This is a genomic window from Mesorhizobium sp. M1A.T.Ca.IN.004.03.1.1 (genome assembly GCF_003997555.1).
Taxonomy (GTDB): domain Bacteria; phylum Pseudomonadota; class Alphaproteobacteria; order Rhizobiales; family Rhizobiaceae; genus Mesorhizobium.
This window is the reverse complement of record NZ_RZTV01000012.1, coordinates 35,479-57,294: the sequence shown is the minus strand read 5'-3', so window position 1 is coordinate 57,294 and position 21,816 is coordinate 35,479. Positions and strand designations below refer to the sequence as shown.

The following is a 21,816-nucleotide window of genomic DNA, read 5'->3' as shown; positions in this document are numbered from 1 at the left end:
CAGCCGCGCCTTTGCGCTTCAGGCCGCGCCGGTAAACAACAATTGAGGCTTTCCGGTGCTCAACGGTGAAAAAAGGCACGTCAGGTCTTGCACACCCCGGAAGCCGCAGTGTTAATCTGATGGCAAGAATCACTAGCGGTTGCAGTTGGAAAAGGGGGCGTTCTTATGGGGGAAAAAGCCTCTTTTACGAGGCGGGACGGAAGCCTTGACGACGCCTTGACGCGAGACAGTGGCGGCGACTCCGCCGGGCTTGTCGAAATCGCCGGCGCTATCAAATGGTTCGACGTGGCCAAGGGCTACGGCTTCATTCTTCCGGACGACGGCGTCTCGGGTGATATTCTCCTCCATGTGACATGTCTTCGAAGAGATGGCTTTCAGACCGCGCTGGAAGGCGCGCGCGTCGTCTGTCTGGTCAAGCAGGGCGAGCGTGGCCTGCAGGCGTTCCGGGTTCTTTCCATGGACGCCTCGACAGCGGTGCATCCGGCCGAGCAGGAGCAACGCACGCATGTCACCGTGACTGCCGAGAGCGGGCTCGAGCGGGCGCTGGTGAAGTGGTTCAACCGCACCAAAGGCTTCGGCTTCCTGACCCGGGGCGAGGGCACCGAGGACATCTTCGTCCATATGGAGACGCTGCGCCGCTACGGCATCACCGAGCTGAGGCCCGGCCAGGTCGTACTGGTTCGCTTCGGACGCGGCGACAAAGGCCTTATGGCCGCCGAAATACACCCCGATATGGGCACCTTGCCGGTCTCGCATTAAAGCGCGGCCCGACGCGCCTTAATTTTTTGCTTGATGCATGTCCGCCAAAACCGCTTCGCAGTTTTGGGCGACGTGCATAGGGCTCTCAGAATACGATCAGGATGCCCTGCCAGGTGCAAGGCCGTTCCTGTCCAAAAAAAACCGGTTCCACTCGCTCGGATCCTGGTCTAGGACAGGGCCTGGACGAGGTATCACATGGCTCATCGCAACTGGCTGACCGCAGGAGCGCTTTGCGCCGCCATCGCTCTGGCCGCCATTTTCAGCGCCTTGAAACCGAGTTCGGCGGACGGTCAGGCGATGATGCTGCCTGCCGATCCGACGCCGCTCGTCGCGATCACCGGCTCCGGCAAGCATTCCTTCTCCATCGAGATCGCCGACAGCTCGGAAGAACGCGAGGCCGGGCTGATGTTCCGCAAGGACATGGCCGACGATCACGGCATGCTGTTCGTGTTCGAGCGGCCCGCTGAGGTGAATTTCTGGATGAAGAATACGCCGATGCCGCTCGACCTGGTCTTTATCGGTCAGGACGGCAGGATCAAGGCCGTCAAGCGTGGCGAACCGGAATCGGAGGCGATCATCTCGCCCGGACAGCCGGTAAGCTTCGTGCTTGAGCTGAAGGCGGGAACGGCCGCCAAGGACGGTCTGAAGGACGGCGATCTCCTGCGTCACCCAGCGATCGATAAGGCCTCGGGCGCCGGCTCCAACTGACCGCGGCTGCGCCAGATGCAATATTTTTCCCATGACGGCTTCGAACTCGCTTACCTCGACCGCCCGCCGGCGTCCGGTCAGGGCGATCCGGTGCTGATGATCCACGGCTTCGCCTCCAGCCACTACGTCAATTGGGTCTCGCCGGGCTGGTTCAAGACGCTGAACGACGCGGGGTACCGCGCCATCGCTCTCGACAATCGCGGCCACGGTTCTTCGACGAAGAGCTACCAGGAAGCCGACTACACGCCGGCCAAGATGGCCGCGGACGCGGCCGCGCTGCTCGATCACCTCGGCATCGAGCACGCCCATGTCATGGGCTATTCGATGGGCGCGCGGGTATCCGCCTTCATGGCGTTGTCCAATCCGGACAAGGTGGCGACGCTGGTGTTCGGCGGCCTCGGCATCGGTCTTGTCGACGGCGTCGGCGACTGGGATCCAATCGCCGATGCGCTTCTGGCCGAGGATGCTGGTACGATCAGCCATGCGCGCGGCCGCTCGTTTCGCGCCTTCGCCGACCAGACGCGCAGCGACCGCCGGGCGCTGGCCGTCTGCATCGTCGGCTCACGCGCGTCAATGAGCGAGGACGATGTCGCGCGGATCGCCCAGCCGACCCTGATTGCCGTCGGGACCAAGGACGACATCGCCGGCTCGCCCGACCAGCTTGCCGCGCTGATGCCCCACGCAGAGGCTTTTCGCATCGAGGGCCGCGACCACATGCTCGCCGTCGGCGACAAGAGCTTCAAGCAGCGCGTGCTGGAGTTCTACGCCGAAAATCCGCTCTGACCCATACCGTCCGCTGCGGGCGACGACGCGTCTAAAGCAGGTTGCGCGAAACGCGACCTGCTTTTGACCTTGCGATGTCCTTTTCCCGAAACTGGAAGCACTTCGGGGAGAATGCTTTAGCCGCGCGTTCTCCTGTCGGCGATGGATTTCGCCATGACGCAAAGCAGCTCGAACATCATGGTCGCGCCGGCAAGCGCCGTCATGCCGCCAATATCAAAAGGAGGCGCGACCTCGACGACGTCGGCTCCGGCGAAATTCAATCCGTCGAGCAATCGAACCAGCTCCTGCACCTCGCGGGTGGTGAAGCCGCCGAGCTCCGGCGTGCCGGTGCCGGGGGCCATCGATGGATCGATGCAGTCGATGTCGAAGGTCACGTAGGTGAGGCTGTCGCCGACAAGATCGCGTGCTTCCTGCATGACGGAAGCGGCGCCGCGTTTGACGAACTCTTCCATATAGACGATGCGCACGCCCTGAGCGGTCGCCCAGTCGTGTTCGCCCGGCTCATAGATCGAGCCTCGAATTCCGATCTGAATAACCCGCTTCGGGTCGAGCAGCCCTTCCTCGATCGCGCGGCGAAAGGGCGTTCCGTGTGTATAGGGATTGTCGCCGAAGTAGCGGTCGTTGGTGTCGGAATGCGCGTCGAAGTGGATCATGCCGACGGGGCCCTTGCGGGCGATGGCGCGCAGCACCGGCAAGGTCGTCAGATGATCGCCGCCGGCGGCCAAAGGAAGAGCGCCGTCAGCAACGATGGCGGCAATGCCGTCCTCGATGCGCTTCAATCCGTCGAGCAAGTTGATGGGATTGACCGAGAGGTCTCCCACATCGGCGACATTGGCAATGCTGAACGGCTCGGTTCCCGACACGTGGTGGACGCGGCGCATCAGGCTCGACTGGTTCCTGATTTCGCGTGGACCGTGGCGGGCGCCGGCCCGATTGGTCGTGCCACCATCCCAAGGAATCCCGACAAGGGCAATATCGAGCCCCTTCGCGTTCGGCACCGCCGGCAGCCGCATGAAGGTGGAAAGCCCGGCAAATCGCGGCACCTGGGCGGCGTCGATGGGTTGGAAGAAGTTGTTTTCCATGGTGTCGGTCATCCCAGAGGCGTTCACGTTTGGCGTGGCGATCAGGTCTGTTGAGACTGGTGTTGCAGGACCTGCAGCGATCGGACCAGATTTTCCCTGGCCCGCGCCTCGAACCGATCGCGAAACGGTTGTGTGTAGAAAATATGCGGACGGGCCAGGAAGCTCGTCAGGACAGCCGCGCGGCCGGCGCGCCACATCGGTTCCTCGACCCAGCCATATTCGCGCCGGACCGCCTTCTCGTAAGCGTCGAAGCGGTTCGGGTCGGCGCCGAGGATCGCGAGGTCCAAGTCGAGGAAAAGGGCGGCATCGCTCGCGGCACCCTCATCTTCGAGCGGCGGCAACTGGTGCGTGGTGGTGGCGCTGATCATGGCCAGAATCCGGGCAAGCCGGGCCGGGTCGGTGCGGCCGGAGAGTTTCCTTGCTGCGAGCACCGCGCTCTTTGCCTCGTTGTCCTTGGCGCGGCTGTCATAGACTGCGTCATGGAACCAGATCGCCGCTTCGACTCCTTCTGGATCATCAAGAAGGTGCCGGTGTTCGGCTGCCAACGCCAGCATCGCTTCGATGTGAGGCAAGCCGTGATAGTGGCGATCCGCTGCCTGATAGAGCGTTGTAAGCTCGCTTTTCAGCGCATCGTCGATCAAGGGTTCGTTTTCCATCGCCGCTTGAATCTCGGTGAACCAAGTTCATTTGACAAAGCACTAAGGAAAATTGAGTTCAACCGTGTTATGATCTGGCCTATATGTGCCGCCGGATGAATGAGCAGGCCGGAGACCGCCGATGAACAGCGTTACGATAGCCCGCCCCAGCATGGTGCAGCCGGTCGACCCGATCTGGCGCGCGATCAGGGATGAGGCGATGGAAGCGGTAAACCGCGATCCGTTGCTGGCTGCTTTCCTCTATTCCACCATCCTCAATCAGGAGAGCCTGGAAGAAGCGGTCATTCACCGCCTGGCCGAGCGCCTGGCGCATCAGGATATCGGCTCCGATCTCATCCGGCAGACCTTCAAGGCCATGCTTGCCGACGATCCGGAGTGGAGCACGACGGTCCGCGTCGACATCCAAGCCTATTACGATCGCGACCCTGCCTGCGACCGCTTCATCATGCCGGTGCTTTATTTCAAGGGCTTTCATGCCATCCAGACGCACCGTTTGGCGCATTGGCTGTGGAACCAGAGCCGCAGGGACTTCGCGCTCTACCTGCAGAGCCGCTCGTCCTCGGTGTTCCAGACCGATATCAACCCGGCCGCCCGCATCGGCAAGGGCATTTTTCTCGATCACGCCACCGGCCTGGTGGTCGGCCAGACCGCCGTCATTGAGGACGACGTCTCGATCCTGCACGGCGTGACGCTGGGCGGCACCGGCAAGGCCAGCGGCGACCGCCATCCGAAGATCCGCCGCGGTGTGCTGATCGGTGCCGGCGCCAAGATCCTCGGCAACATAGAGATCGGCCATTGCTCGAAGATCGCGGCCGGTTCGGTGGTGCTGTCGCCCGTGCCGCACAACAAGACGGTCGCCGGCGTGCCGGCGCGTGTCGTCGGAGAGACCGGCTGCGACCAGCCTTCGCGACAGATGGACCAGCTCCTGCCCTCGCAGACGATGGACCACGTCGTCAGCTTCGACATCTGATTCTGCGGTCATCGCCAGCGGCCGGAGTCCGGTCGCCACTCCAGGCGTCGGTTGTTATGCTGCCGGCTTGCCTTTACATCGCCATCGTCGGCGTGTCAGAAGCGCGTTCCAACGAACAGCCGCATTCGGAGAAGACCTTTGAAGCCAGACGAAATCAGAAAGCTGGACGCCTACTTCAAGCGCGTCTTCCAGAATCCCAAGCTTCAGGTGAAGGCGCGCCCGCGCAAGGAAGACTCTGCCGAGGTCTATGTCGGCGACGAATTCCTCGGCATCGTCTTCAAGGACGAGGACGACGGCGACTATAATTTCTCGATGGCGATCCTCGACGTCGACCTGGCCTAAGCCGGCATTCCGGCCGGGCTCGCCATGCCGCCCCGGTCGGAAACACCCCTGCGTGATTTTCCGGCTAGTCCACGCAGTGCCGCGGGATATGCACCCGCCGCCAGTCGGTCGAGCCTTCCCGCACCACCACCCGCCGCGCCACCCTACGGTATGAGGGCGCGATTTCCGTGATGCGCCGCTCTCCTGGCCGCACCAGCACCTCGCGGGCGACGCCTTCGTATTCGGCCGGAAAGACGACGCGCCGGACGCGCTCCGGCTCGACGATGACCGTTGTGGCAACCCGCGCGTAGCGCGCCTTACGCCACACCTTGCACAGCACCTTGCGGCCGTGGATGACCCGCCATTCCCAGGCATAGCCGCCGTTATCCACCTTGGCCGTGTCATAGACGGTGCGCGTCACGGCCGGTACGACTTCATAGCTGATGCGAGGCGTGGCGATCTGTTCGATGCTCTCGGTCGTGCCGTAGATCGGCGGGTCATAGTGGACGAGCTGGCCGCCGGGGCTCACCACCACGTCTTCATAGACCGTGTCGTAGATCGCCGGCCGATGCACCGGCTCGTAGCATTCGAGCGTGCGGCCGCCGGCCGCGGCCTGCGACACGGCCGCAAGCATTGCGAGGCTGGTCGAGGCGAGCGATGCGGCACCCTTGCGAAGGGAGCTCTTGCAAAAGGAACTCGTGCAAAAAGGAACTCTGGCTAAACACGACGTTCACCCGTTGAAAAAAGGACGCCGGTTCAACGCGGGAGCGTATCGGAAGGTCCGCCATGGACGGGGATTTCACGGCTTGTCGTTAAGCAGCGCGGTTAAGAAACTGCTACCGTGGCGGCCGGGTAGCGCCCTCGCATTTCGGGCAAAGGGCCATCTCCGGCGCAACCCGCAGCATTTCCTTGGGCCGAGCCGCTTGCTTCGACTTAACCAGATGGCTAGGAGGGGCGGCCTTGCGCTAGGGTGAGCCGGCATCCTATTTAGGATTCAACGATCCAGAACCGATTCCGCCCGATTGCTCAGGTCTACGGCGCCGGAATCCATCCAACAAGGGTAGTCCATGAAGAACCCCGTCGAAACCTACATGAACCTCGTTCCGATGGTGGTCGAGCAGACCAATCGCGGCGAGCGTGCCTACGACATCTTCTCCCGCCTGTTGAAGGAACGCATCATCTTCATCACCGGCCCGGTCGAGGACGGGATGGCGACGCTGGTTTGTGCACAGCTTTTGTTCCTCGAGGCGGAGAACCCCAAGAAGGAAATCAACCTGTACATCAACTCGCCGGGCGGTGTGGTGACATCGGGCATGGCGATCTACGACACCATGCAGTTCATCAAGCCGGCGGTATCGACGCTCTGCATCGGCCAGGCAGCCTCGATGGGCTCGTTGCTGCTTTGCGCCGGCCACAAGGATATGCGGTTTGCCACGCCGAACGCCCGTGTCATGGTCCATCAGCCGTCCGGTGGCTTCCAGGGCCAGGCGTCGGACATCGAACGTCATGCGCAGGACATCATCAAGCTGAAGCGCCGCTTGAACGAGGTCTATGTCAAGCACACCGGCAAGAGCTATGACGAGATCGAGCGGACGCTCGACCGCGACCATTTCATGACCGCCGACGAGGCCAAGGAGTTTGGTCTGATCGACAAGGTCATCACGACGCGCGAACTTGGCGAAACCCCCGCCGCATAGGCTCTGATTGGGGGCTGAATGGCGGGATAACGCGCTTTTGGCGCGGCTTGCGGCATTTCGGCCACAATTGCCTGTTCCCTCAAGGTTCGGGATTGCCTACGTTAAGGCTATGTTGATTTTCGACGGCTTAGCTTTGCATGGGGTTGCTGCGAATCATTGTCGCGTTTTCTGATTGTGTTTCGGACGGAATGCGCTGTGTGAGCCGGGGCACTGGCGCCGGCGGATTCCTGCGATAGATTGGTGAGACGCCAATGCGACCAGACCATCGGCTGGCAGGGCGGTGAAAGGACAGAAAAATGAGCAAAGTTAGCAACAACGGCGGCGATTCAAAGAACACGCTCTATTGCTCGTTTTGCGGCAAAAGCCAGCACGAAGTGCGCAAGCTGATCGCCGGTCCGACCGTCTTCATCTGCGACGAGTGCGTCGAACTCTGCATGGACATCATCCGCGAGGAGAACAAGACCTCGATGGTGAAGTCGCGCGAGGGCGTGCCGACCCCGCAAGAGATCCTCAAGGTTCTCGACGACTATGTCATCGGCCAGCCCTACGCCAAGCGGGTGCTGTCGGTGGCGGTCCACAACCACTACAAGCGCCTCGCGCATGCCGGCAAGAACAACGACGTCGAATTGGCAAAGTCGAACATCCTGCTGATCGGGCCGACCGGCTGCGGCAAGACGCTGCTCGCCCAGACGCTCGCCCGCATCATCGACGTGCCTTTCACCATGGCCGACGCCACGACGCTGACCGAAGCCGGTTACGTCGGCGAGGACGTCGAGAACATCATCCTGAAGCTCTTGCAGTCGGCCGACTACAATGTCGAACGTGCGCAGCGCGGCATCGTCTATATCGATGAGATCGACAAGATCTCGCGCAAGTCGGACAACCCGTCGATCACCCGCGACGTCTCGGGCGAGGGCGTGCAGCAGGCGCTGTTGAAGATCATGGAAGGCACGGTGGCCTCCGTGCCGCCGCAGGGCGGCCGCAAGCACCCGCAGCAGGAATTCCTGCAGGTCGACACCGCCAACATCCTGTTCATCTGCGGCGGCGCCTTTGCCGGACTGGACAAGATCATCTCGGATCGCGGCCGCAAGACCTCGATCGGCTTCGGCGCAACCGTGGCGTCGCCCGAGGATCGCCGCACCGGCGACCTGTTCCGCCAAGTCGAGCCGGAGGACCTTTTGAAATTCGGCCTGATCCCGGAATTCGTCGGCCGTCTGCCGGTTCTGGCGACGCTCGAGGACCTCGACGAGCCGGCGCTGATCCAGATCCTGACGGAACCGAAAAACGCGCTGGTCAAGCAGTATCAGCGGCTGTTCGAGATGGAGAATGTGGATCTCACCTTCCACGAGAACGCGCTGTCGGCGATCGCCAAGCGCGCCATCGAGCGCAAGACCGGCGCGCGCGGCCTGCGTTCCATCATGGAAGCGATCCTGCTCGATACGATGTTCGAGCTTCCGGCGCTGGAAGGCGTGCGCGAGGTGGTGATCTCGGAAGAGGTGGTCTCGGGTAACGCCCGGCCGCTTTATATCTATTCCGAGCAGAAGGAAAAGAAGGGCAATGTCAGCGCCTGAAATGGCACTGATCCGGCAAATTTTCATGGAACGGCGCCCCTGTGGCGCCGTTTGCTGTGAGGGGCTTACCTGTAAGTGATGGAGTGGCTGATCAAAGCATGCTAACCCTTGATCTTTGCACCGCCCGCATCCACCTAACAGCGGAAGGCCGAGGGCCCGAATTCTGTGCTGTAAAATTCCCGTCACAAACGGTGGTAGGCGGAACGACGCTCGGTCGTTAATATAAGATTCGCGGTTGGCTCAATTAGCGGCCGCGACATGAAAGGTTGGACAATGGCCAAAATATCCAGGGCTTCCGGCGACGGCGTGTTTGCAGTCCTCCCACTGCGCGACATCGTCGTGTTCCCGCACATGATCGTCCCGCTCTTTGTCGGGCGTGAAAAGTCGATCAAGGCGCTGGAAGAAGTGATGGGTCAGGAAAAGCAGATCCTGCTTGCCACCCAGATGAACGCAGCCGACGATGATCCTGAACCCGATGCGATTTTCGACATCGGCACGCTCGCCAATGTGCTGCAGCTCCTGAAGCTTCCCGATGGCACTGTGAAGGTGCTGGTCGAGGGCGCCTCGCGCGCCAAGATCGTCTCGTTCACCGATCGTGCCGACTTCCACGAGGCCCGCGCGACCGCGTTGGTCGAGCCGGAGGAGGAAGAGGTCGAAATCGAGGCGCTGGCCCGCTCGGTCGTCACCGACTTCGAAAACTACGTCAAGCTGAACAAGAAGATTTCGCCCGAAGTGGTAGGTGCCGCCAGTCAGATCGACGACTATTCCAAGCTCGCCGACACCGTTGCCTCGCACCTGGCCATCAAGATCCCCGAGAAGCAGGAGATGCTCGCCACGCTCTCCGTCAAGGAGCGTCTTGAGAAGGCGATGGGCTTCATGGAAGCCGAGATTTCCGTGCTGCAAGTGGAGAAGCGCATCCGCAGCAGAGTCAAGCGCCAGATGGAGAAGACGCAGCGCGAGTACTACCTCAACGAGCAGATGAAGGCGATCCAGAAGGAGCTCGGCGAGGGCGAGGACGGCCGCGACGAGGCTGCCGAGATCGAGGCGCGCATCAAGAAGACCAAGCTTTCCAAGGAAGCCCGCGAGAAGGCGGAAGCCGAGTTGAAGAAGCTGCGGTCGATGTCGCCGATGTCGGCTGAATCGACGGTCGTGCGCAACTATCTCGACTGGCTGCTGTCGATCCCGTGGGGCAAGAACTCCAAGGTCAAGCAGGATCTCGGCTACGCCCAGGACGTGCTCGACGCCGATCACTTCGGCCTCGACAAGGTCAAGGAGCGCATCGTCGAGTATCTCGCCGTGCAGAGCCGTCAGAAGAAGATCAAGGGTCCGATCCTGTGCCTCGTCGGCCCGCCCGGCGTCGGCAAAACCTCGCTCGGCAAGTCGATTGCCAAGGCCACGGGGCGTGAGTTCATCCGAATGGCGCTCGGCGGCGTGCGCGACGAGGCCGAGATCCGCGGTCACAGACGGACCTATATCGGCTCGATGCCCGGCAAGGTCATCCAGTCGATGAAGAAGGCCAAGAAGTCCAACCCCCTCTTCCTGCTCGACGAAATCGACAAGATGGGCCAGGACTTCCGCGGCGATCCGTCGTCAGCCCTGCTCGAGGTGCTCGATCCGGAGCAGAACTCGACGTTCATGGACCATTACCTCGAAGTCGAATACGACCTGTCGAGCGTGATGTTCGTGACGACGGCGAACACGCTGAACATCCCAGCGCCCCTGATGGACCGCATGGAGATCATCCGCATCGCCGGCTACACCGAGGACGAGAAGATCGAGATCGCCAAGCGGCACCTGATGCCGAAGGTGATCCGCGATCACGCGCTGCAGCCGAACGAGTTCTCGGTCGGCGAGGACGCGATCCGCGGCATCATCCAGACCTACACCCGTGAAGCGGGCGTCAGAAGCCTCGAGCGCGAGCTGATGAAGCTCGGGCGCAAGGCGGTGACCGAGATCCTGAAGACGAAGAAGAAGACGGTGAAGATCACGGCCGACAACCTCGCCGATTATCTCGGCGTGCCGCGCTTCCGCTTCGGTCAGGTCGAGGCCGACGATCAGGTCGGCGTCGTCACGGGTCTTGCCTGGACGGAAGTCGGCGGCGAGCTGCTGACGGTCGAGGGCGTCATGATGCCCGGCAAGGGACGCATGACGGTGACCGGCAACCTGCGCGACGTGATGAAGGAATCGATCTCTGCAGCGGCCTCTTACGTCCGCTCGCGGGCCATCGATTTCGGCATCGAGCCGCCGCTGTTCGACAAGCGCGACATCCACGTCCACGTGCCGGAGGGCGCGACCCCCAAGGACGGCCCGTCGGCGGGTGTGGCGATGGTGACGGCGATCGTGTCCGTGCTCACGGGTATTCCGGTCCGCGCCGATGTGGCAATGACCGGCGAGGTGACGCTGCGGGGCAGGGTGCTGCCGATCGGCGGCCTGAAGGAGAAGCTGCTTGCCGCGCTGCGCGGCGGCATCAAGAAGGTGCTGATCCCGGAAGACAATGCCAAGGACCTGGCGGAGATCCCGGACAACGTGAAGAACAACATGGAGATCATTCCGGTGTCGCGGGTCGGCGAGGTGCTGAGGCACGCGCTGGTCAGGATGCCGGAGCCGATCGAATGGGTCGAGCCGGTCAATCCGCCGGCCGGCGCGGACGCCGGCGACGACGCCGGCAAGTCGCTTGCGCATTAGTTTCTTCTAAGGTTGCAATGCACAAAGAGAGAGCCGGGCTTTCAGCCCGGCTTTTTCATGTGAAAAATCTCCGAAAAAGTGGAAAAAAGCCCGGAATTCTGCGGTTTTCGGCTTGGGTTCCGGAACGCTTCTTTCTAAAGTCCGTTTCCTGCCGGATGAGTCGTAGTTCCGGTTTTCTCATGGAAGGGAATTTTTATGAACAAGAACGAACTGGTGTCCGCCGTCGCCGACTCCGCAAGCATTTCGAAGGCTGATGCGCAGTCCGCCGTCGATGCGGTGTTCTCTGTGATCACTGGCGAACTGAAGAAGGGCGGCGATGTCCGGCTTGTCGGCTTCGGAAATTTCACCGTGTCAAAACGTGCTGCTTCGACCGGCCGCAACCCGCAGACCGGCGCGGAAGTGAAGATTCCGGCGCGCACCGTGCCGAAGTTCTCGGCCGGCAAGGGCCTCAAGGACGCGGTCAACTAAGACCTTTTCTTTTTAAGATCAGATGAGCCGGGCTTGCCCGGCTCTTCCTTTTTGTGACCCGCGGCAGGGGCACATGTGTGGCATCAGCCGGTAGGCGCGTCGGCGCGCATCAGGCCTTCTTGCTTGAGATCCGCCCACAAGGCTGCCGGGATCTTGACGTCGAGCAGCGCACGGTTGCTTTCGACTTCGGCCGGCCGTTGGCCGCCGGGTATTACCGACATGACGGAAAGGTGCCGCAGCGGGAACTGCAACGCCGCCTCGATCAGACGCACGCCATGGCGCTTGCAGACCGCCTCGATGCGTGCCACGCGATCGAGCACGTCTTTTGGCGCCTCTGTGTAGTTGTAGAAGGCGCCGGGCTTCGGCCCTGTCGCCAGGATGCCGGAATTGTAGGGCCCGCCAAGAACGATGCCGATGCCGCGCTTCTCGCAGAGCGGCAGGAAGCTCGCAAGCGCATCCTGCTCGAGCAGCGTGTAGCGGCCGGCGAGCAGAAAGAGGTCGAAATCGCCGCGCTCGGCGAGCGTCTGGCAAACCTGCCACTCGTTGATACCGCCTCCGAAGGCCTTGATCACGCCCTGGTCACGCAGCGCGAGCAGCGCGTAATAGCCCGAAGACATGAACTCCTCGATGCGCCGGTCGGAAGCCTCCTTGCTGCCATGGGTGAAGATGTCGACATCGTGCACATAAAGGATGTCGATGCGGTCGACGCCGAGACGCTCCAGCGAGGCTTCGAAGGAACGCATCACGCCGTCGTAACTGTAATCGTAGACTTCCCGGCGCGAGGGCGTCTCGAAGAACTTGCCGATGCCGGTTCGCTGGTCGGGCGCAGAGACGCGCATGAGGCGGCCGACCTTGCTCGACAGCACAAAGTCCTCGCGTTTCTTGCCGCGCAGGAAGGGGTTGAGCCGGGTTTCGGAAAGGCCAAGGCCATAGAGCGGAGCGGTGTCGAAATAGCGGCAGCCGGTTTTCCATGCCGCCTCCAGCGTGGCATTGGCATCCTCGTCCGAGACGGCGCGGTAGAGATTGCCGAGCGGCGCGGTGCCGAAACCAAGCTCGGTGAAGGTGATGCCGCCATTGCCGATGCGGTCGAAATGCCGTGTCTTCATATCCGCACGATGTCCTGGATTGATTTGTCTGACATGACACTATCACGCCGGTGGCACAGCAAAAGCGCCGAGGCTCGTTGGACACGAATTTTCGCGGTGATAGCATGAACGAAAACAAGCGTTTCGCGCCGAACGCGACCGCAAAGCCGCATGCCTATCAAGACATCGGCAGACAGGATTAGGCAGCCATGACGCAAGCCGGATCGGAGTTGTTTGCGACAGCGCTGGGCGAGCTCGGCGCCGTGTTGGGGCGCATCGATGACGGTCGGGTTGACGCCGCCTGCGAAATGCTCGCCGGCGCTGGCAAGATCGTCGTCTATGGCTGCGGCCGCGAAGCGCTGCAGGTCAAGGGCTTCGCAATGCGGCTCTTCCATCTCGGCCTGCCGGTTTCGGTGGTCGGCGATATGACCACGCCGCCACTCGGCCAGGGCGATGTATTCCTGGCGAGTTCCGGACCGGGCGAGACCGCCACCGTTCTCACCTTGATGCGCGTGGCCCGGGAGGCCGGCGCCAAGGTGGTGTTGCTCACGGCCGAACCGGCGGGCAGCGCGGCAAAGCTTGCGGACTTCACGCTGCTCGTTCCGGCCCAGACCATGGCGAGCGACCAAGGCGCCGCCAGAAGCTCGGTGCTGCCGATGGGCTCGCTGTTCGAGGCAGCGCTTTTCCTGTTGTTCGAGGTGATGGTGCTGAAACTCGAGGCGCTCACCGGCGCAACGCCGGAGACGATGCGCGCCCGGCACACCAACATGGAGTAGGGGCATGCGCTACGAACTGATGCTGCCGCACCAGATCCGCAACGCGATCGAGGAGAACTGGCCGGTCGCGCTGCCGCTCGGCGTGCTCGAATACCATGGCGAGCACATGGCGGTCGGCATGGACACGCTGGCCGTCATCAAGACGCTCGAGCTTATCGAGAAGGAGCGGGACATCGTCATCCTGCCGCCCTTCTATTATGGCGCGGCAAGTTATGCCGTGGCGCCGCCGGAAGGCAGCGGCTCGGTGCAGGTCGGCGGTCCGGTGCTGGCGCCCTTTGCGGAGGAACTGTTCTACGGCCTGCTGCGCATCGGCTTCCGCAACATCCACGCCATCATCCATCACCAGACCGAGAATTTCGTTGCCGGCATGCCGACCGATCTCGCCTTCAAGACCGCCGGCCGGCAGGCGATTTTCCGCTTCCTGGAGAAGGAACGCGGCGAGGGCTGGTGGGGCTCGGACACGATGGTCGACTACTATGCCGGCCATGCCCAGGGCGAGAACGTTTTCAACTGGGTGCAGGTGCACCCGCTGATGCCGGCCACAATGACCGGCAAATATCCGTTCGACCATGCCGGCATCGGCGAGACATCGCTGATGCAGGCGCTATGTCCCGAAGCGGTGGATGCCGGTCATTTCGCGGACAATACCGGCTGGTACACAAAAGGCGCATCAGATGCGTCGGCCGAGCTGGGCCGGAAGGGTGTGGCGATGATCCTCGAGCATTTGCGGGCGATATTGCGGGTCTAGCTCAACTTCTCCCCACAAGAAGGGGGAAGGGCACGGCGCCTACTTCACCGAACCGGCCGTCATGCCCATGATCAGATAGCGTTCGAGCGCGATGCCGATGATCGCCAGCGGCGTGATGGCTGCCGTCGCCAGGGCTGCCATCGACCACCAGTTGATACCTTGCGAGCCGGTCTGGCTCGCCACCATCACGGGGATGGTCTTGGCATCCGTCGACGTCAGAAGGGCGGCGAAGAAATATTCGTTCCAGCAGAGCACCATCGCCAGGATGAAGGCGGCGACCATGCCGGGGAGCGCGATCGGCATGACAATGCGGAAGAAGGCGCCCCAGATCGACAGGCCGTCGACGAGTGCCGCCTCCTCGAGCTCGACGGGAATGGAGTTGAACTGGTCGCGCATGATCCAGATGACGATCGGCAGCACCATCAGCGTGTAGAGGAGCACAAGGCCGATGCGGGTGTCGAGCAGGGCCACTTCGCGGTAAAGCACCAGGAAGGGCAGCGCCAGCACCACGGGCGGCAGGATCAGCTGCGAGAGGAAGAAGAAGGAGATGTCCTCGTTCTTGAACCAGGCGAACTTGTAGCGGTAACGCGTCAGGCCATAGGCGGCCAGGCTGCCGATAATGATGGCGAGGCTCGACGCGCCGACAGAGGTAATGACCGAGTTCATGAAGCGTTTCAGGAACTCGTCGCGCACCGTCGAGGTCTGGACGATCGAATCCGGCGACAGGCCGAGTGAGCGCCAGCCCTTCCAGTCTGGCTGGAAGTCGACGAAGGGGATGAGGTGCCCCTGCGTGACATCGACCGCCGACTTGAACGAAGTGGTGATCGTCCAATAGATCGGGAACAGGCAGACGAAGGACCAGAACACCAGGGCGCCATAGATGAAGACGCGGCTGGCGAGGAAGGCCGCCGGGGAGCGGATTTCGGAAACGGTATATTCGGTGGTCTGGACGCTCATATGGACGCTCAGTTGACGTTGCGCACGAAGCGACTGGCGAGCTTCAGCAGCCAGGTGACAAACACGACGATGATGATCAGATAGACCATGGCGAGCATGGTGCCGTAGCCGACATTCGAACGGTCGCGATATTCGCGGTAGATGAAGCTCGAAACGGAATCGGTGGCGCCGCCGGGCCCGCCGGACGTCACCGTAATGATGATGTCGGCGAGCTTCAGCTTGAAGATGATGCGCAGGATCACCGCCGTCACGGACACGGGCAGCATCAGCGGGAAGGTAACCTGCCAGAAGGTCTGCCATGTCGTCGCGCCGTCGACGCGCGCCGCCTCGATCACCTCGCGCGACATTGCCTGCAGGCCGGCGAGCAGCATGATCATCATGAACGGAATGAAGGTCCAGGCGTCGAGCACCATGATCGAGATGCGCGCGATGATCGGGTCGGAGAAGAAGGCGGGATTGTCCCAGCCGAGATGGCGCGCCAGCGTCGATGCCGGTCCGAACCGGTATTCCATCAGCGACTTGCCAACCATCCAGGAGACCGCCACCGGCGACAGCATGAGCGGCAGCAGGAAGACCACACGGAAGAATTTTCTGGCGCGGATCTGCGCGTTGAGCAGCAGCGCCAGTCCGAAGGCGATGACATATTCGACCAGTACCGCCAGCACATAGAGGACCATGTTGAAGAGCGCGTTGCGGTAGTAGGGATCGGCCAGCATCTGCCAGAAATTGTCGAGACCGTTGAACCTGCGGCCAGCGAAGGAGCTGAGATTCCAATCGGTCAGCGCGATATAGAAGCCGAACAGCGTCGGGAAGATCACCATGGCGACGGTGAAGAGCAGCGCCGGCAGCAGGAACAGCGCGCGCTGGCCGTCTTCGCCGCGCGTCAGCACTTGCCAGGCGCCGAGCGCCACGCCCCACAGCACATAGGCGTAGACCACCGGACGCCAGGTATAGAAGCCGATCGTGTCGACCTCAGTCTTGTAAAGGATCTGCATCACGATCGTCGCCAGCAGCACGAGCGTCGCGGCGATCATCAGGGCCCAGCCGAGGCGCTTGCGGCCGGGCGGGATCAGATCGATCGCTGCGGAGTTAGCCGGCCATGCATTGGCGGTCGAAGTCTGCTCAGCCACGCCTCTCGCCTCTACCTTTTGTTCTGATGCAATTCCGGAGGAAAACCGCTTCACCCTTTTCCTGGAATTGCTGGAAGTCAAATGACCGGCCATTGCCGGTCAACATGCGGCCCGGCGACGAGGTCGCCGGGCCGCGACTTCTCATGAGACAGCCTACATGCCGAGCGAGGCTTTGTAGAGCTTGATTTGGTTCTCGCGGCCGATCTGGTCGGTCAGCTTCTCCCAGGCGGCGGCGATGGCATCCGCACCTTCCTGCGCCTTCATCTTGCCGGCGAAGGTGTTGGCCAGGATGTCCTCGGCGGCGCTGTAATACTGGAAGATGCCGGGGATGCGCGGCTCGATCGCGGCGTTCGGATGGTTGTAGGAGTCGCCCTCCGACTTCAGATAGGAGGTGATGAAGGCCTCGTCATAGCCGGCCGCCACCCATTCCGGAATGTTGAAATGGGAGTTGCGGTAGGGCTGGAAGCCGGAAGGATAGGCCGCGCACCACAGCGACAGATCCTTGCCGCCGAGATGGGCCGCCGCCGACCACGCCGCCTTCTTCTTCTTCTCGTCGCTGTCGACGCGGGCCATGACATAGACGCCCCAGCCGAGATAGGCGCAGTTCGGCGCATAGTTCGGGCCGCTGGCCAGCTTGTCCCACTTGCCGGTCTTCGAATTGTAGACGTCGTCCGAGCCCGGCAGGATCGAGAAGCCGGTGACGTCGCCGATGACCGAAGAGTCGTTGGTCTTGACGTTGGAGCCGATATCGCCCCACCACGGGATCATCGAGCCAGTGCCGGCCAGGAACTGCTGGAAGCCGGTGGTGTTCGGATCGGCGTTGATCTGATCCGGCGGCTCCGAGGGCAGGGCGTCGATGACGTCCTGGATGGCCCGCACCCAAGCCGGGTTGTTGATGCGCGGCTTCATCGTATCCGGATCGAACAGCCAGGCCTTGTCGTCGGGGTGCTTGGCATAGGCAGAGGCGCGGCTGCCGAGGAAGTAGAAACCGAAGCCGCCCCAGGGCTTGGGCGCGTCGAGATAGCCATAGACGTCCTGGCCCTTGAACTGCTTGCCCTTGAGGAACTTGGTGACGGCCTGCACTTCCTGCCAAGTCTTGGGCACGCCCCATTCGGTCGTCGCGCCGCTCTCCTTCCAGGCCTTGGCGAGGTCGGGATCGGAGAATACGTCGGTGCGGTAGTTGAAGTTGTGCGTATCGCCGTCGATGGTCACGCGATACTGCTTGCCGTCCCAGGTGCCGACCGGCGGCTTGAGGTAGTTGACGAGATCGTCCATGTCGATCTGCTTCTTGACCCAGTCGGGCATCTCCGAGGTGAGGCCCTTGCCGCAGACGTCGCCCTCGAAGGGCGCACCCATCTCGATGATGTCGAAGTCGACGGTTTTGGTCGCGATCGACTGCTGCAGACGGGCGTTGTAGTCGGCCTGGGCGAGGTCGATCCAGCTGATCTTGGCGCCGGTATAGGCCTCCCACGGCTTCAGGAAGCCACGGAACAGCACGTTGTGCAGGTTCTGGTTGTTGAGGCCCATGAAGGTGAGCTCGACACCGGCGAACTCGCCTTGCTTGACGTTGGCCTTGGTCGCTTCCAGGCAGAGCTCACCGACTTTCTGGAAGTCGGCGTCCGTCGGCTGGCCTTTGCCGACGCCGGGTATCTGCAGGATTTTCGCGCGCAGGTCGTCGGCGGCAGCCGCCGGCCTGGTCAGCGCGCCAAGCCCCGTGCCGGACGCCGCTGCGAGCGCCGCCATGCTGGCCGCGCCCTTCAGCAAATCGCGGCGGGTCGCCCCGGCACGCACCAGTTTTTCGTAAAGATCGACTCTCATCTCAAGGTTCCTCCCAGAACTTCAGTCGTGAATTGATTCTGCCAATCTCTCGACGTCGAAACGTCTGCGGTTCTCCTATACCATAGGGCAGCGTGGGACCCCACCCTGCGTCGCCTGGAGATCCGATTTTCGGGACAAGGACCGGCATTCGGATTGGCACTCGTCACTATTCGCGTAATCGATTACCTTGTCAACAAGATTGGCTTTTTATCTATAAGATACCGACTTGCCCTTGCCGTTGGCAATGGCTAGCTTCACCGAAAAAGATAGGGGAGACAATGGCTCAAGTCGCGATCGCCAATGTGGCCAAGGCTTTCGGAACCGTCAAGGTTCTACATGAGGTCAGCGTCGATATCGCCGACGGTCAATTCGTCGTCCTGGTCGGCCCTTCGGGCTGCGGCAAGTCCACGCTGCTGCGGATGGTGGCGGGGCTGGAAACGGTTTCCGGCGGAACGATTTCGATCGGCGACCGCATCGTCAACAACCTGCCGCCGGCCAAGCGCGACATCGCCATGGTGTTCCAGAACTACGCGCTCTATCCGCACAAGACGGTGGAGCAGAACATGGCTTTCGCGCTGAAGCTGCGCGGCACCGATCCGGCCATCGTCGCCGAGCGGGTGAAGCGTGCGGCCGACATCCTCGACCTCAATCCCTATCTCAAGCGCTATCCGCGCCAGCTTTCCGGCGGCCAGCGCCAGCGCGTCGCCATGGGCCGCGCGATCGTGCGCAACCCGCAGGTGTTTCTGTTCGACGAGCCGCTCTCAAACCTCGATGCCAAGCTGCGCGTGCAGATGCGCACCGAGATCAAGGAACTGCATCAGCGGCTGAAGACCACCACCATCTACGTCACACACGACCAGATCGAGGCCATGACCATGGCCGACAAGATCGTGGTGATGCGCGACGGCCGCATCGAGCAGATCGGCGCGCCGCTGCAACTGTTCGACCGGCCGGCCAACCTGTTCGTCGCGGGCTTCATCGGCTCGCCGGCGATGAACCTGCTCAAGGGCACGGTGAAGAAGGGTGAAAGGTCCGAGGTCGACATAGCAGGCTCGGCCTTTCCGATGCCTGCCAGCATCGCCGCGGCGGACGGCCAGGCCGTCGTCTATGGCGTCCGTCCCGAGCATCTGGAGATCCATCCCGACGGTGTGGCGTCCACGATTTCGGTGGTCGAGCCGACCGGCTCGGAAACGCTGGTGTTCGTGCGCTTCGGCGAGGGCGAGATGGTGGCGCTGTTCCGCGAGCGTCACGACTTCAAGCCTGGCGATACGCTGAAGCTCAGGCCGCGGCTCGACCATGTCCATCTCTTCGACGCAGGGACCGGCAAGCGTCTCTGACCGCAAACACACATCGAGGAAACCATGCTCAAAGGGATCAATCCGCTGCTCAACGCCGACGTGCTCCAGGCACTGCGGGCGATGGGGCACGGCGACGACCTGATCATCGCCGACACCAATTTCCCATCCGACTCCGTCGCCAAGCAGACGGTGCTCGGCAAGCTGCTGCGCATCGATGCGCCGGCGGCCGAAGTGGTGAAGGCGGTGCTGTCGCTCTATCCGCTGGACAGCTTCGTCAACGACGCGGCCGCGCGCATGGAGATCGTCGGCAAGCCGAACGAGATCCCGCCGGTGCAGAAGGAGGTGCAGCAGGAAATCGACGCGGCCGAGGGCAAACCCTGGCCGATGATCTCGATCGAGCGCTACGCCTTCTACGAGCGGGCGAAGAAGGCGTATTGCGTCATCCAGACCGGTGAGCGCCGCTTCTATGGCTGCTTTGCCTTCCGCAAGGGCGTCATTCCGCCGGATGCGGAGTAAGGAGATGTCCGCCAGCAAGCCAGTCGTCATCCTGGGTGTCTTCGTCGCCGACACCGCCTATCGCGCCGACCGCCAGCCGCGCATGGGCGAGACGATCCTCGGCAATTCGTTCAAGCTCGGACCCGGCGGCAAGGGCTCGAACCAGGCGGTCGCGGCCGGCAAACTCGGCGCCGACATCACCTTCCTGACCCGGCTCGGCATCGATGCCTTCGCCGACATGGCCAAGCAGACGTGGAAGGATGCGGGCGTCAAGAGCGCGGTCATCGACACGCCGGACAGCTACACCGGGGCGGCTTATATCTTTGTCGAGGAGGGCAGCGGCAACAACGCCATCATCGTCAGCCCGGGTGCTGCGATGCTGATCTCGTCCGCTGACATCGAGGCGCATGCTGACCTGATCCGCTCGGCGGGCGTCTTTGTCACCCAGCTCGAGCAGCCGATTGACGCGGCGCTGAAAGCTTTGCAAATCGCGCTCGGGGCAGGGGTGACTACCATTCTTAACCCGGCGCCGGCCGCCACCCTGCCGGACAGCATCTACGCGCTTTGCGACTACGTCACACCCAACGAGTCCGAGGCCGAGGGGCTGACCGGCATCGCCGTCTCTTCGGTCGACGATGCCCGCCGCGCCGCCGACAGCCTGCTGGCAAAGGGCGTCGGCGCCGTTATCGTGACGCTTGGCGAGAAGGGCGCGCTGCTGCACACCAGGGAGCGATCCGATCACGTCGGCGCCGTCACTGCCGGCCCTGTAATCGAAACCACGGGGGCGGGCGACGCCTTCAATGGCGGACTGGCGGCAGCGCTTGCCAAGGGCGTCGAGCCGCTGGAGGCGGTGCGCTTCGCCTGTGCCGTCGCAGGCATTTCGGTGACCCGGCCGGGTACCGCGCCTTCGATGCCGACGCTCCAGGAAGTCGAGGCGCTGCTGGCGCGCGGTTGAAGCCGCCAAATCTCGCGTGGCGTTTCGGCGGCGCTAGCCGGCCATCGGCTTGAACACAACTCACAGAAGTTGGTCTCTCACGGCCCCCAGGGTTGCATATTAGCCACGGTTAATATTAATCGGCGCCAACGCCTTGCATCAACGGCATAGGTGTCCCGTAATGGGCCACCGTGTCTGGCATCGCAATTGCACTGTCAGCAATGCCGGGGTGGACCGTGCCTCGGTAGCCGGGGGGCTATTTTGGGGGGCCCGCCGCTCCGCGATGGAGCGGCGGCGCTTTAAGGGTCGAGGGTAATGGCGATGTATTTTCCGCAATTTCTGGTGGGCATGTTCGCGACGTCGTTCACCGTCGCAATCTGGGTCGGGTTGCAAACCGGCTCCGCCTGGAAGGCGCTCGGCTGCGCTATGCTTGCAATGATCATTCTCCAGATTGGATATGCCGGACTGGTCATGCGGCTCATCTACAAGCGGGGATCGCAAGGCACTGGAGCTGACTTTATATCGGCAAATGCGGCGCCACCGGTGCAGCGAGCGCGTCCACACTAGAGGGCTCACCCTCCCGAGCGAGTGCAGACCGTAAACCCTTGGCGACGACCAAACCGTCCCGCCCTTCTCGTGGAACTGCGCGACCGGGCAGCAGTTCGAGCCGACAAGGCTTTCAAGACCTGGGTTTTCGGAAACGTAAAGCCGTTGCGATTACGTGCCATGGCTTGATGACCGGGGCCGGCCAAGGCTGGCTCAACCCGCCAAACGCGCCCTGCGGAACGCAAGCAGTGCCAGCGCGTTCACCGTCTTGACCAGCACAGGCAGCCTGGTTTCCCGGAACGGTGAGATGAAAAACCCCTATAAAAAGC

22 protein-coding genes are annotated in these 21,816 nt (G+C 62.4%); 15 read left to right on the top strand and 7 right to left on the bottom strand.

Features of this window, described 5'->3' with window-relative positions:
* The first annotated feature begins 165 nt into the window (after window positions 1-165).
* The 3 genes from EOD29_RS26580 (at window position 166) to EOD29_RS26570 (ending at window position 2,250) form a co-directional block, all read left to right on the top strand.
* The gene (locus EOD29_RS26580) at window positions 166-759 is read left to right on the top strand and encodes a cold-shock protein (protein ID WP_066998870.1); all 594 of its coding nucleotides are present in this window, start codon (window positions 166-168) and stop codon (window positions 757-759) included.
* A 195-nt stretch (window positions 760-954) separates the two neighbouring features.
* Window positions 955-1,467 carry a DUF192 domain-containing protein gene (locus EOD29_RS26575; protein ID WP_067328216.1) on the top strand — a complete coding sequence of 171 codons (513 nt, stop codon included), beginning with the start codon at window positions 955-957 and terminating at the stop codon, window positions 1,465-1,467.
* A 15-nt stretch (window positions 1,468-1,482) separates the two neighbouring features.
* On the top strand, window positions 1,483-2,250 hold the full coding sequence (locus EOD29_RS26570; protein ID WP_127248418.1) for an alpha/beta fold hydrolase: 768 nt from the start codon (window positions 1,483-1,485) through the stop codon (window positions 2,248-2,250).
* A 116-nt stretch (window positions 2,251-2,366) separates the two neighbouring features.
* Here the strand turns inward: EOD29_RS26570 and speB are convergent, their stop codons facing one another.
* Together speB and EOD29_RS26560 are read right to left on the bottom strand one after the other, a co-directional pair.
* Entirely contained in the window at window positions 2,367-3,332 is a 966-nt protein-coding gene (speB, locus tag EOD29_RS26565) for an agmatinase (protein WP_127248417.1), read from the bottom strand.
* 41 nt (window positions 3,333-3,373) lie between these two features.
* Window positions 3,374-3,988: a hypothetical protein gene (locus EOD29_RS26560; RefSeq protein ID WP_127248416.1), complete on the bottom strand. Its 615-nt coding sequence runs from the start codon at window positions 3,986-3,988 to the stop codon at window positions 3,374-3,376.
* A 121-nt stretch (window positions 3,989-4,109) separates the two neighbouring features.
* Here EOD29_RS26560 and cysE point away from each other — a divergent pair, with 121 nt between their 5' ends.
* Window positions 4,110-4,958: a serine O-acetyltransferase gene (gene cysE / locus EOD29_RS26555; RefSeq protein WP_127248415.1), complete on the top strand. Its 849-nt coding sequence runs from the start codon at window positions 4,110-4,112 to the stop codon at window positions 4,956-4,958.
* Between the two features lie 138 nt (window positions 4,959-5,096).
* On the top strand, window positions 5,097-5,300 hold the full coding sequence (locus EOD29_RS26550) for a DUF3126 family protein (protein ID WP_040969488.1): 204 nt from the start codon (window positions 5,097-5,099) through the stop codon (window positions 5,298-5,300).
* A 64-nt stretch (window positions 5,301-5,364) separates the two neighbouring features.
* Here the strand turns inward: EOD29_RS26550 and EOD29_RS26545 are convergent, their stop codons facing one another.
* Complete coding sequence (locus tag EOD29_RS26545; protein ID WP_127248414.1) at window positions 5,365-5,913, bottom strand: hypothetical protein; 549 nt, start codon at window positions 5,911-5,913, stop codon at window positions 5,365-5,367.
* Window positions 5,914-6,346: 433 nt separating this feature from the next.
* Here EOD29_RS26545 and clpP point away from each other — a divergent pair, with 433 nt between their 5' ends.
* The 4 genes from clpP to hupB all read left to right on the top strand — a co-directional run bounded on the left by clpP (window position 6,347) and on the right by hupB (window position 11,700).
* Window positions 6,347-6,976 (top strand): ATP-dependent Clp endopeptidase proteolytic subunit ClpP, encoded by a 630-nt coding sequence (gene clpP, locus EOD29_RS26540; RefSeq protein WP_066998854.1) that lies wholly within the window; start codon window positions 6,347-6,349, stop codon window positions 6,974-6,976.
* Window positions 6,977-7,272: 296 nt separating this feature from the next.
* Entirely contained in the window at window positions 7,273-8,547 is a 1,275-nt protein-coding gene (gene clpX, locus EOD29_RS26535; protein ID WP_059185169.1) for an ATP-dependent Clp protease ATP-binding subunit ClpX, read from the top strand.
* Between the two features lie 273 nt (window positions 8,548-8,820).
* Window positions 8,821-11,232, top strand: a complete 2,412-nt coding sequence (gene lon, locus EOD29_RS26530; protein ID WP_066998851.1) for an endopeptidase La — start codon at window positions 8,821-8,823, stop codon at window positions 11,230-11,232.
* Between the two features lie 195 nt (window positions 11,233-11,427).
* On the top strand, window positions 11,428-11,700 hold the full coding sequence (hupB, locus tag EOD29_RS26525) for a DNA-binding protein HupB (protein ID WP_027166452.1): 273 nt from the start codon (window positions 11,428-11,430) through the stop codon (window positions 11,698-11,700).
* Between the two features lie 83 nt (window positions 11,701-11,783).
* Here hupB and EOD29_RS26520 read toward each other — a convergent pair whose 3' ends face one another.
* Window positions 11,784-12,806, bottom strand: coding sequence for an aldo/keto reductase (locus EOD29_RS26520; RefSeq protein WP_127248413.1), 1,023 nt, complete (start codon window positions 12,804-12,806; stop codon window positions 11,784-11,786).
* A 188-nt stretch (window positions 12,807-12,994) separates the two neighbouring features.
* Between EOD29_RS26520 and hxlB the strand changes: the two genes are divergently transcribed.
* Both hxlB and EOD29_RS26510 read left to right on the top strand, forming a co-directional pair.
* Window positions 12,995-13,561: a 6-phospho-3-hexuloisomerase gene (gene hxlB, locus EOD29_RS26515; RefSeq protein ID WP_127248412.1), complete on the top strand. Its 567-nt coding sequence runs from the start codon at window positions 12,995-12,997 to the stop codon at window positions 13,559-13,561.
* A 4-nt stretch (window positions 13,562-13,565) separates the two neighbouring features.
* Window positions 13,566-14,309 (top strand): creatininase family protein, encoded by a 744-nt coding sequence (locus tag EOD29_RS26510; RefSeq protein ID WP_127248411.1) that lies wholly within the window; start codon window positions 13,566-13,568, stop codon window positions 14,307-14,309.
* A 39-nt stretch (window positions 14,310-14,348) separates the two neighbouring features.
* On the opposite strand, the gene EOD29_RS26505 is transcribed toward EOD29_RS26510, so the two are convergent.
* From EOD29_RS26505 to EOD29_RS26495, 3 genes are all read right to left on the bottom strand, one after another.
* Window positions 14,349-15,266 carry a carbohydrate ABC transporter permease gene (locus EOD29_RS26505; RefSeq protein WP_067328232.1) on the bottom strand — a complete coding sequence of 306 codons (918 nt, stop codon included), beginning with the start codon at window positions 15,264-15,266 and terminating at the stop codon, window positions 14,349-14,351.
* 8 nt (window positions 15,267-15,274) lie between these two features.
* Window positions 15,275-16,396, bottom strand: a complete 1,122-nt coding sequence (locus tag EOD29_RS26500) for a sugar ABC transporter permease (RefSeq protein ID WP_095779633.1) — start codon at window positions 16,394-16,396, stop codon at window positions 15,275-15,277.
* 153 nt (window positions 16,397-16,549) lie between these two features.
* On the bottom strand, window positions 16,550-18,214 hold the full coding sequence (locus EOD29_RS26495) for a sugar ABC transporter substrate-binding protein (RefSeq protein ID WP_067328234.1): 1,665 nt from the start codon (window positions 18,212-18,214) through the stop codon (window positions 16,550-16,552).
* 278 nt (window positions 18,215-18,492) lie between these two features.
* On the opposite strand from EOD29_RS26495, the gene ugpC reads away from it, so the two are divergent.
* From ugpC to EOD29_RS26475, 4 genes are all read left to right on the top strand, one after another.
* A complete protein-coding gene (gene ugpC / locus EOD29_RS26490) occupies window positions 18,493-19,551 on the top strand; it encodes a sn-glycerol-3-phosphate ABC transporter ATP-binding protein UgpC (RefSeq protein ID WP_067328236.1) in 1,059 nt (352 codons plus the stop codon).
* Between the two features lie 24 nt (window positions 19,552-19,575).
* On the top strand, window positions 19,576-20,028 hold the full coding sequence (locus EOD29_RS26485) for an RbsD/FucU family protein (protein ID WP_066998829.1): 453 nt from the start codon (window positions 19,576-19,578) through the stop codon (window positions 20,026-20,028).
* A gap of 4 nt (window positions 20,029-20,032) precedes the next feature.
* Window positions 20,033-20,962 (top strand): ribokinase, encoded by a 930-nt coding sequence (gene rbsK, locus EOD29_RS26480; RefSeq protein ID WP_127248410.1) that lies wholly within the window; start codon window positions 20,033-20,035, stop codon window positions 20,960-20,962.
* 294 nt (window positions 20,963-21,256) lie between these two features.
* Window positions 21,257-21,508 carry a hypothetical protein gene (locus tag EOD29_RS26475; RefSeq protein ID WP_245322422.1) on the top strand — a complete coding sequence of 84 codons (252 nt, stop codon included), beginning with the start codon at window positions 21,257-21,259 and terminating at the stop codon, window positions 21,506-21,508.
* Window positions 21,509-21,816 lie beyond the last annotated feature (308 nt).

Excerpts from the sequence above, each read along its gene's own strand:
- EOD29_RS26580 (WP_066998870.1), top strand. The coding sequence starts at position 166 with ATGGGGGAAAAAGCCTCTTTTACGAGGCGGGACGGAAGCCTTGACGAC.
- EOD29_RS26575 (WP_067328216.1), top strand. The coding sequence starts at position 955 with ATGGCTCATCGCAACTGGCTGACCGCAGGAGCGCTTTGCGCCGCCATC.
- EOD29_RS26570 (WP_127248418.1), top strand. The coding sequence starts at position 1,483 with ATGCAATATTTTTCCCATGACGGCTTCGAACTCGCTTACCTCGACCGC.
- speB (WP_127248417.1), bottom strand. The coding sequence starts at position 3,332 with ATGGAAAACAACTTCTTCCAACCCATCGACGCCGCCCAGGTGCCGCGA.
- EOD29_RS26560 (WP_127248416.1), bottom strand. The coding sequence starts at position 3,988 with ATGGAAAACGAACCCTTGATCGACGATGCGCTGAAAAGCGAGCTTACA.
- cysE (WP_127248415.1), top strand. The coding sequence starts at position 4,110 with ATGAACAGCGTTACGATAGCCCGCCCCAGCATGGTGCAGCCGGTCGAC.
- EOD29_RS26545 (WP_127248414.1), bottom strand. The coding sequence starts at position 5,913 with ATGCTTGCGGCCGTGTCGCAGGCCGCGGCCGGCGGCCGCACGCTCGAA.
- clpP (WP_066998854.1), top strand. The coding sequence starts at position 6,347 with ATGAAGAACCCCGTCGAAACCTACATGAACCTCGTTCCGATGGTGGTC.
- clpX (WP_059185169.1), top strand. The coding sequence starts at position 7,273 with ATGAGCAAAGTTAGCAACAACGGCGGCGATTCAAAGAACACGCTCTAT.
- lon (WP_066998851.1), top strand. The coding sequence starts at position 8,821 with ATGGCCAAAATATCCAGGGCTTCCGGCGACGGCGTGTTTGCAGTCCTC.
- hupB (WP_027166452.1), top strand. The coding sequence starts at position 11,428 with ATGAACAAGAACGAACTGGTGTCCGCCGTCGCCGACTCCGCAAGCATT.
- EOD29_RS26520 (WP_127248413.1), bottom strand. The coding sequence starts at position 12,806 with ATGAAGACACGGCATTTCGACCGCATCGGCAATGGCGGCATCACCTTC.
- hxlB (WP_127248412.1), top strand. The coding sequence starts at position 12,995 with ATGACGCAAGCCGGATCGGAGTTGTTTGCGACAGCGCTGGGCGAGCTC.
- EOD29_RS26510 (WP_127248411.1), top strand. The coding sequence starts at position 13,566 with ATGCGCTACGAACTGATGCTGCCGCACCAGATCCGCAACGCGATCGAG.
- EOD29_RS26505 (WP_067328232.1), bottom strand. The coding sequence starts at position 15,266 with ATGAGCGTCCAGACCACCGAATATACCGTTTCCGAAATCCGCTCCCCG.
- EOD29_RS26495 (WP_067328234.1), bottom strand. The coding sequence starts at position 18,214 with ATGAGAGTCGATCTTTACGAAAAACTGGTGCGTGCCGGGGCGACCCGC.
- ugpC (WP_067328236.1), top strand. The coding sequence starts at position 18,493 with ATGGCTCAAGTCGCGATCGCCAATGTGGCCAAGGCTTTCGGAACCGTC.
- EOD29_RS26485 (WP_066998829.1), top strand. The coding sequence starts at position 19,576 with ATGCTCAAAGGGATCAATCCGCTGCTCAACGCCGACGTGCTCCAGGCA.
- rbsK (WP_127248410.1), top strand. The coding sequence starts at position 20,033 with ATGTCCGCCAGCAAGCCAGTCGTCATCCTGGGTGTCTTCGTCGCCGAC.
- EOD29_RS26475 (WP_245322422.1), top strand. The coding sequence starts at position 21,257 with ATGGCGATGTATTTTCCGCAATTTCTGGTGGGCATGTTCGCGACGTCG.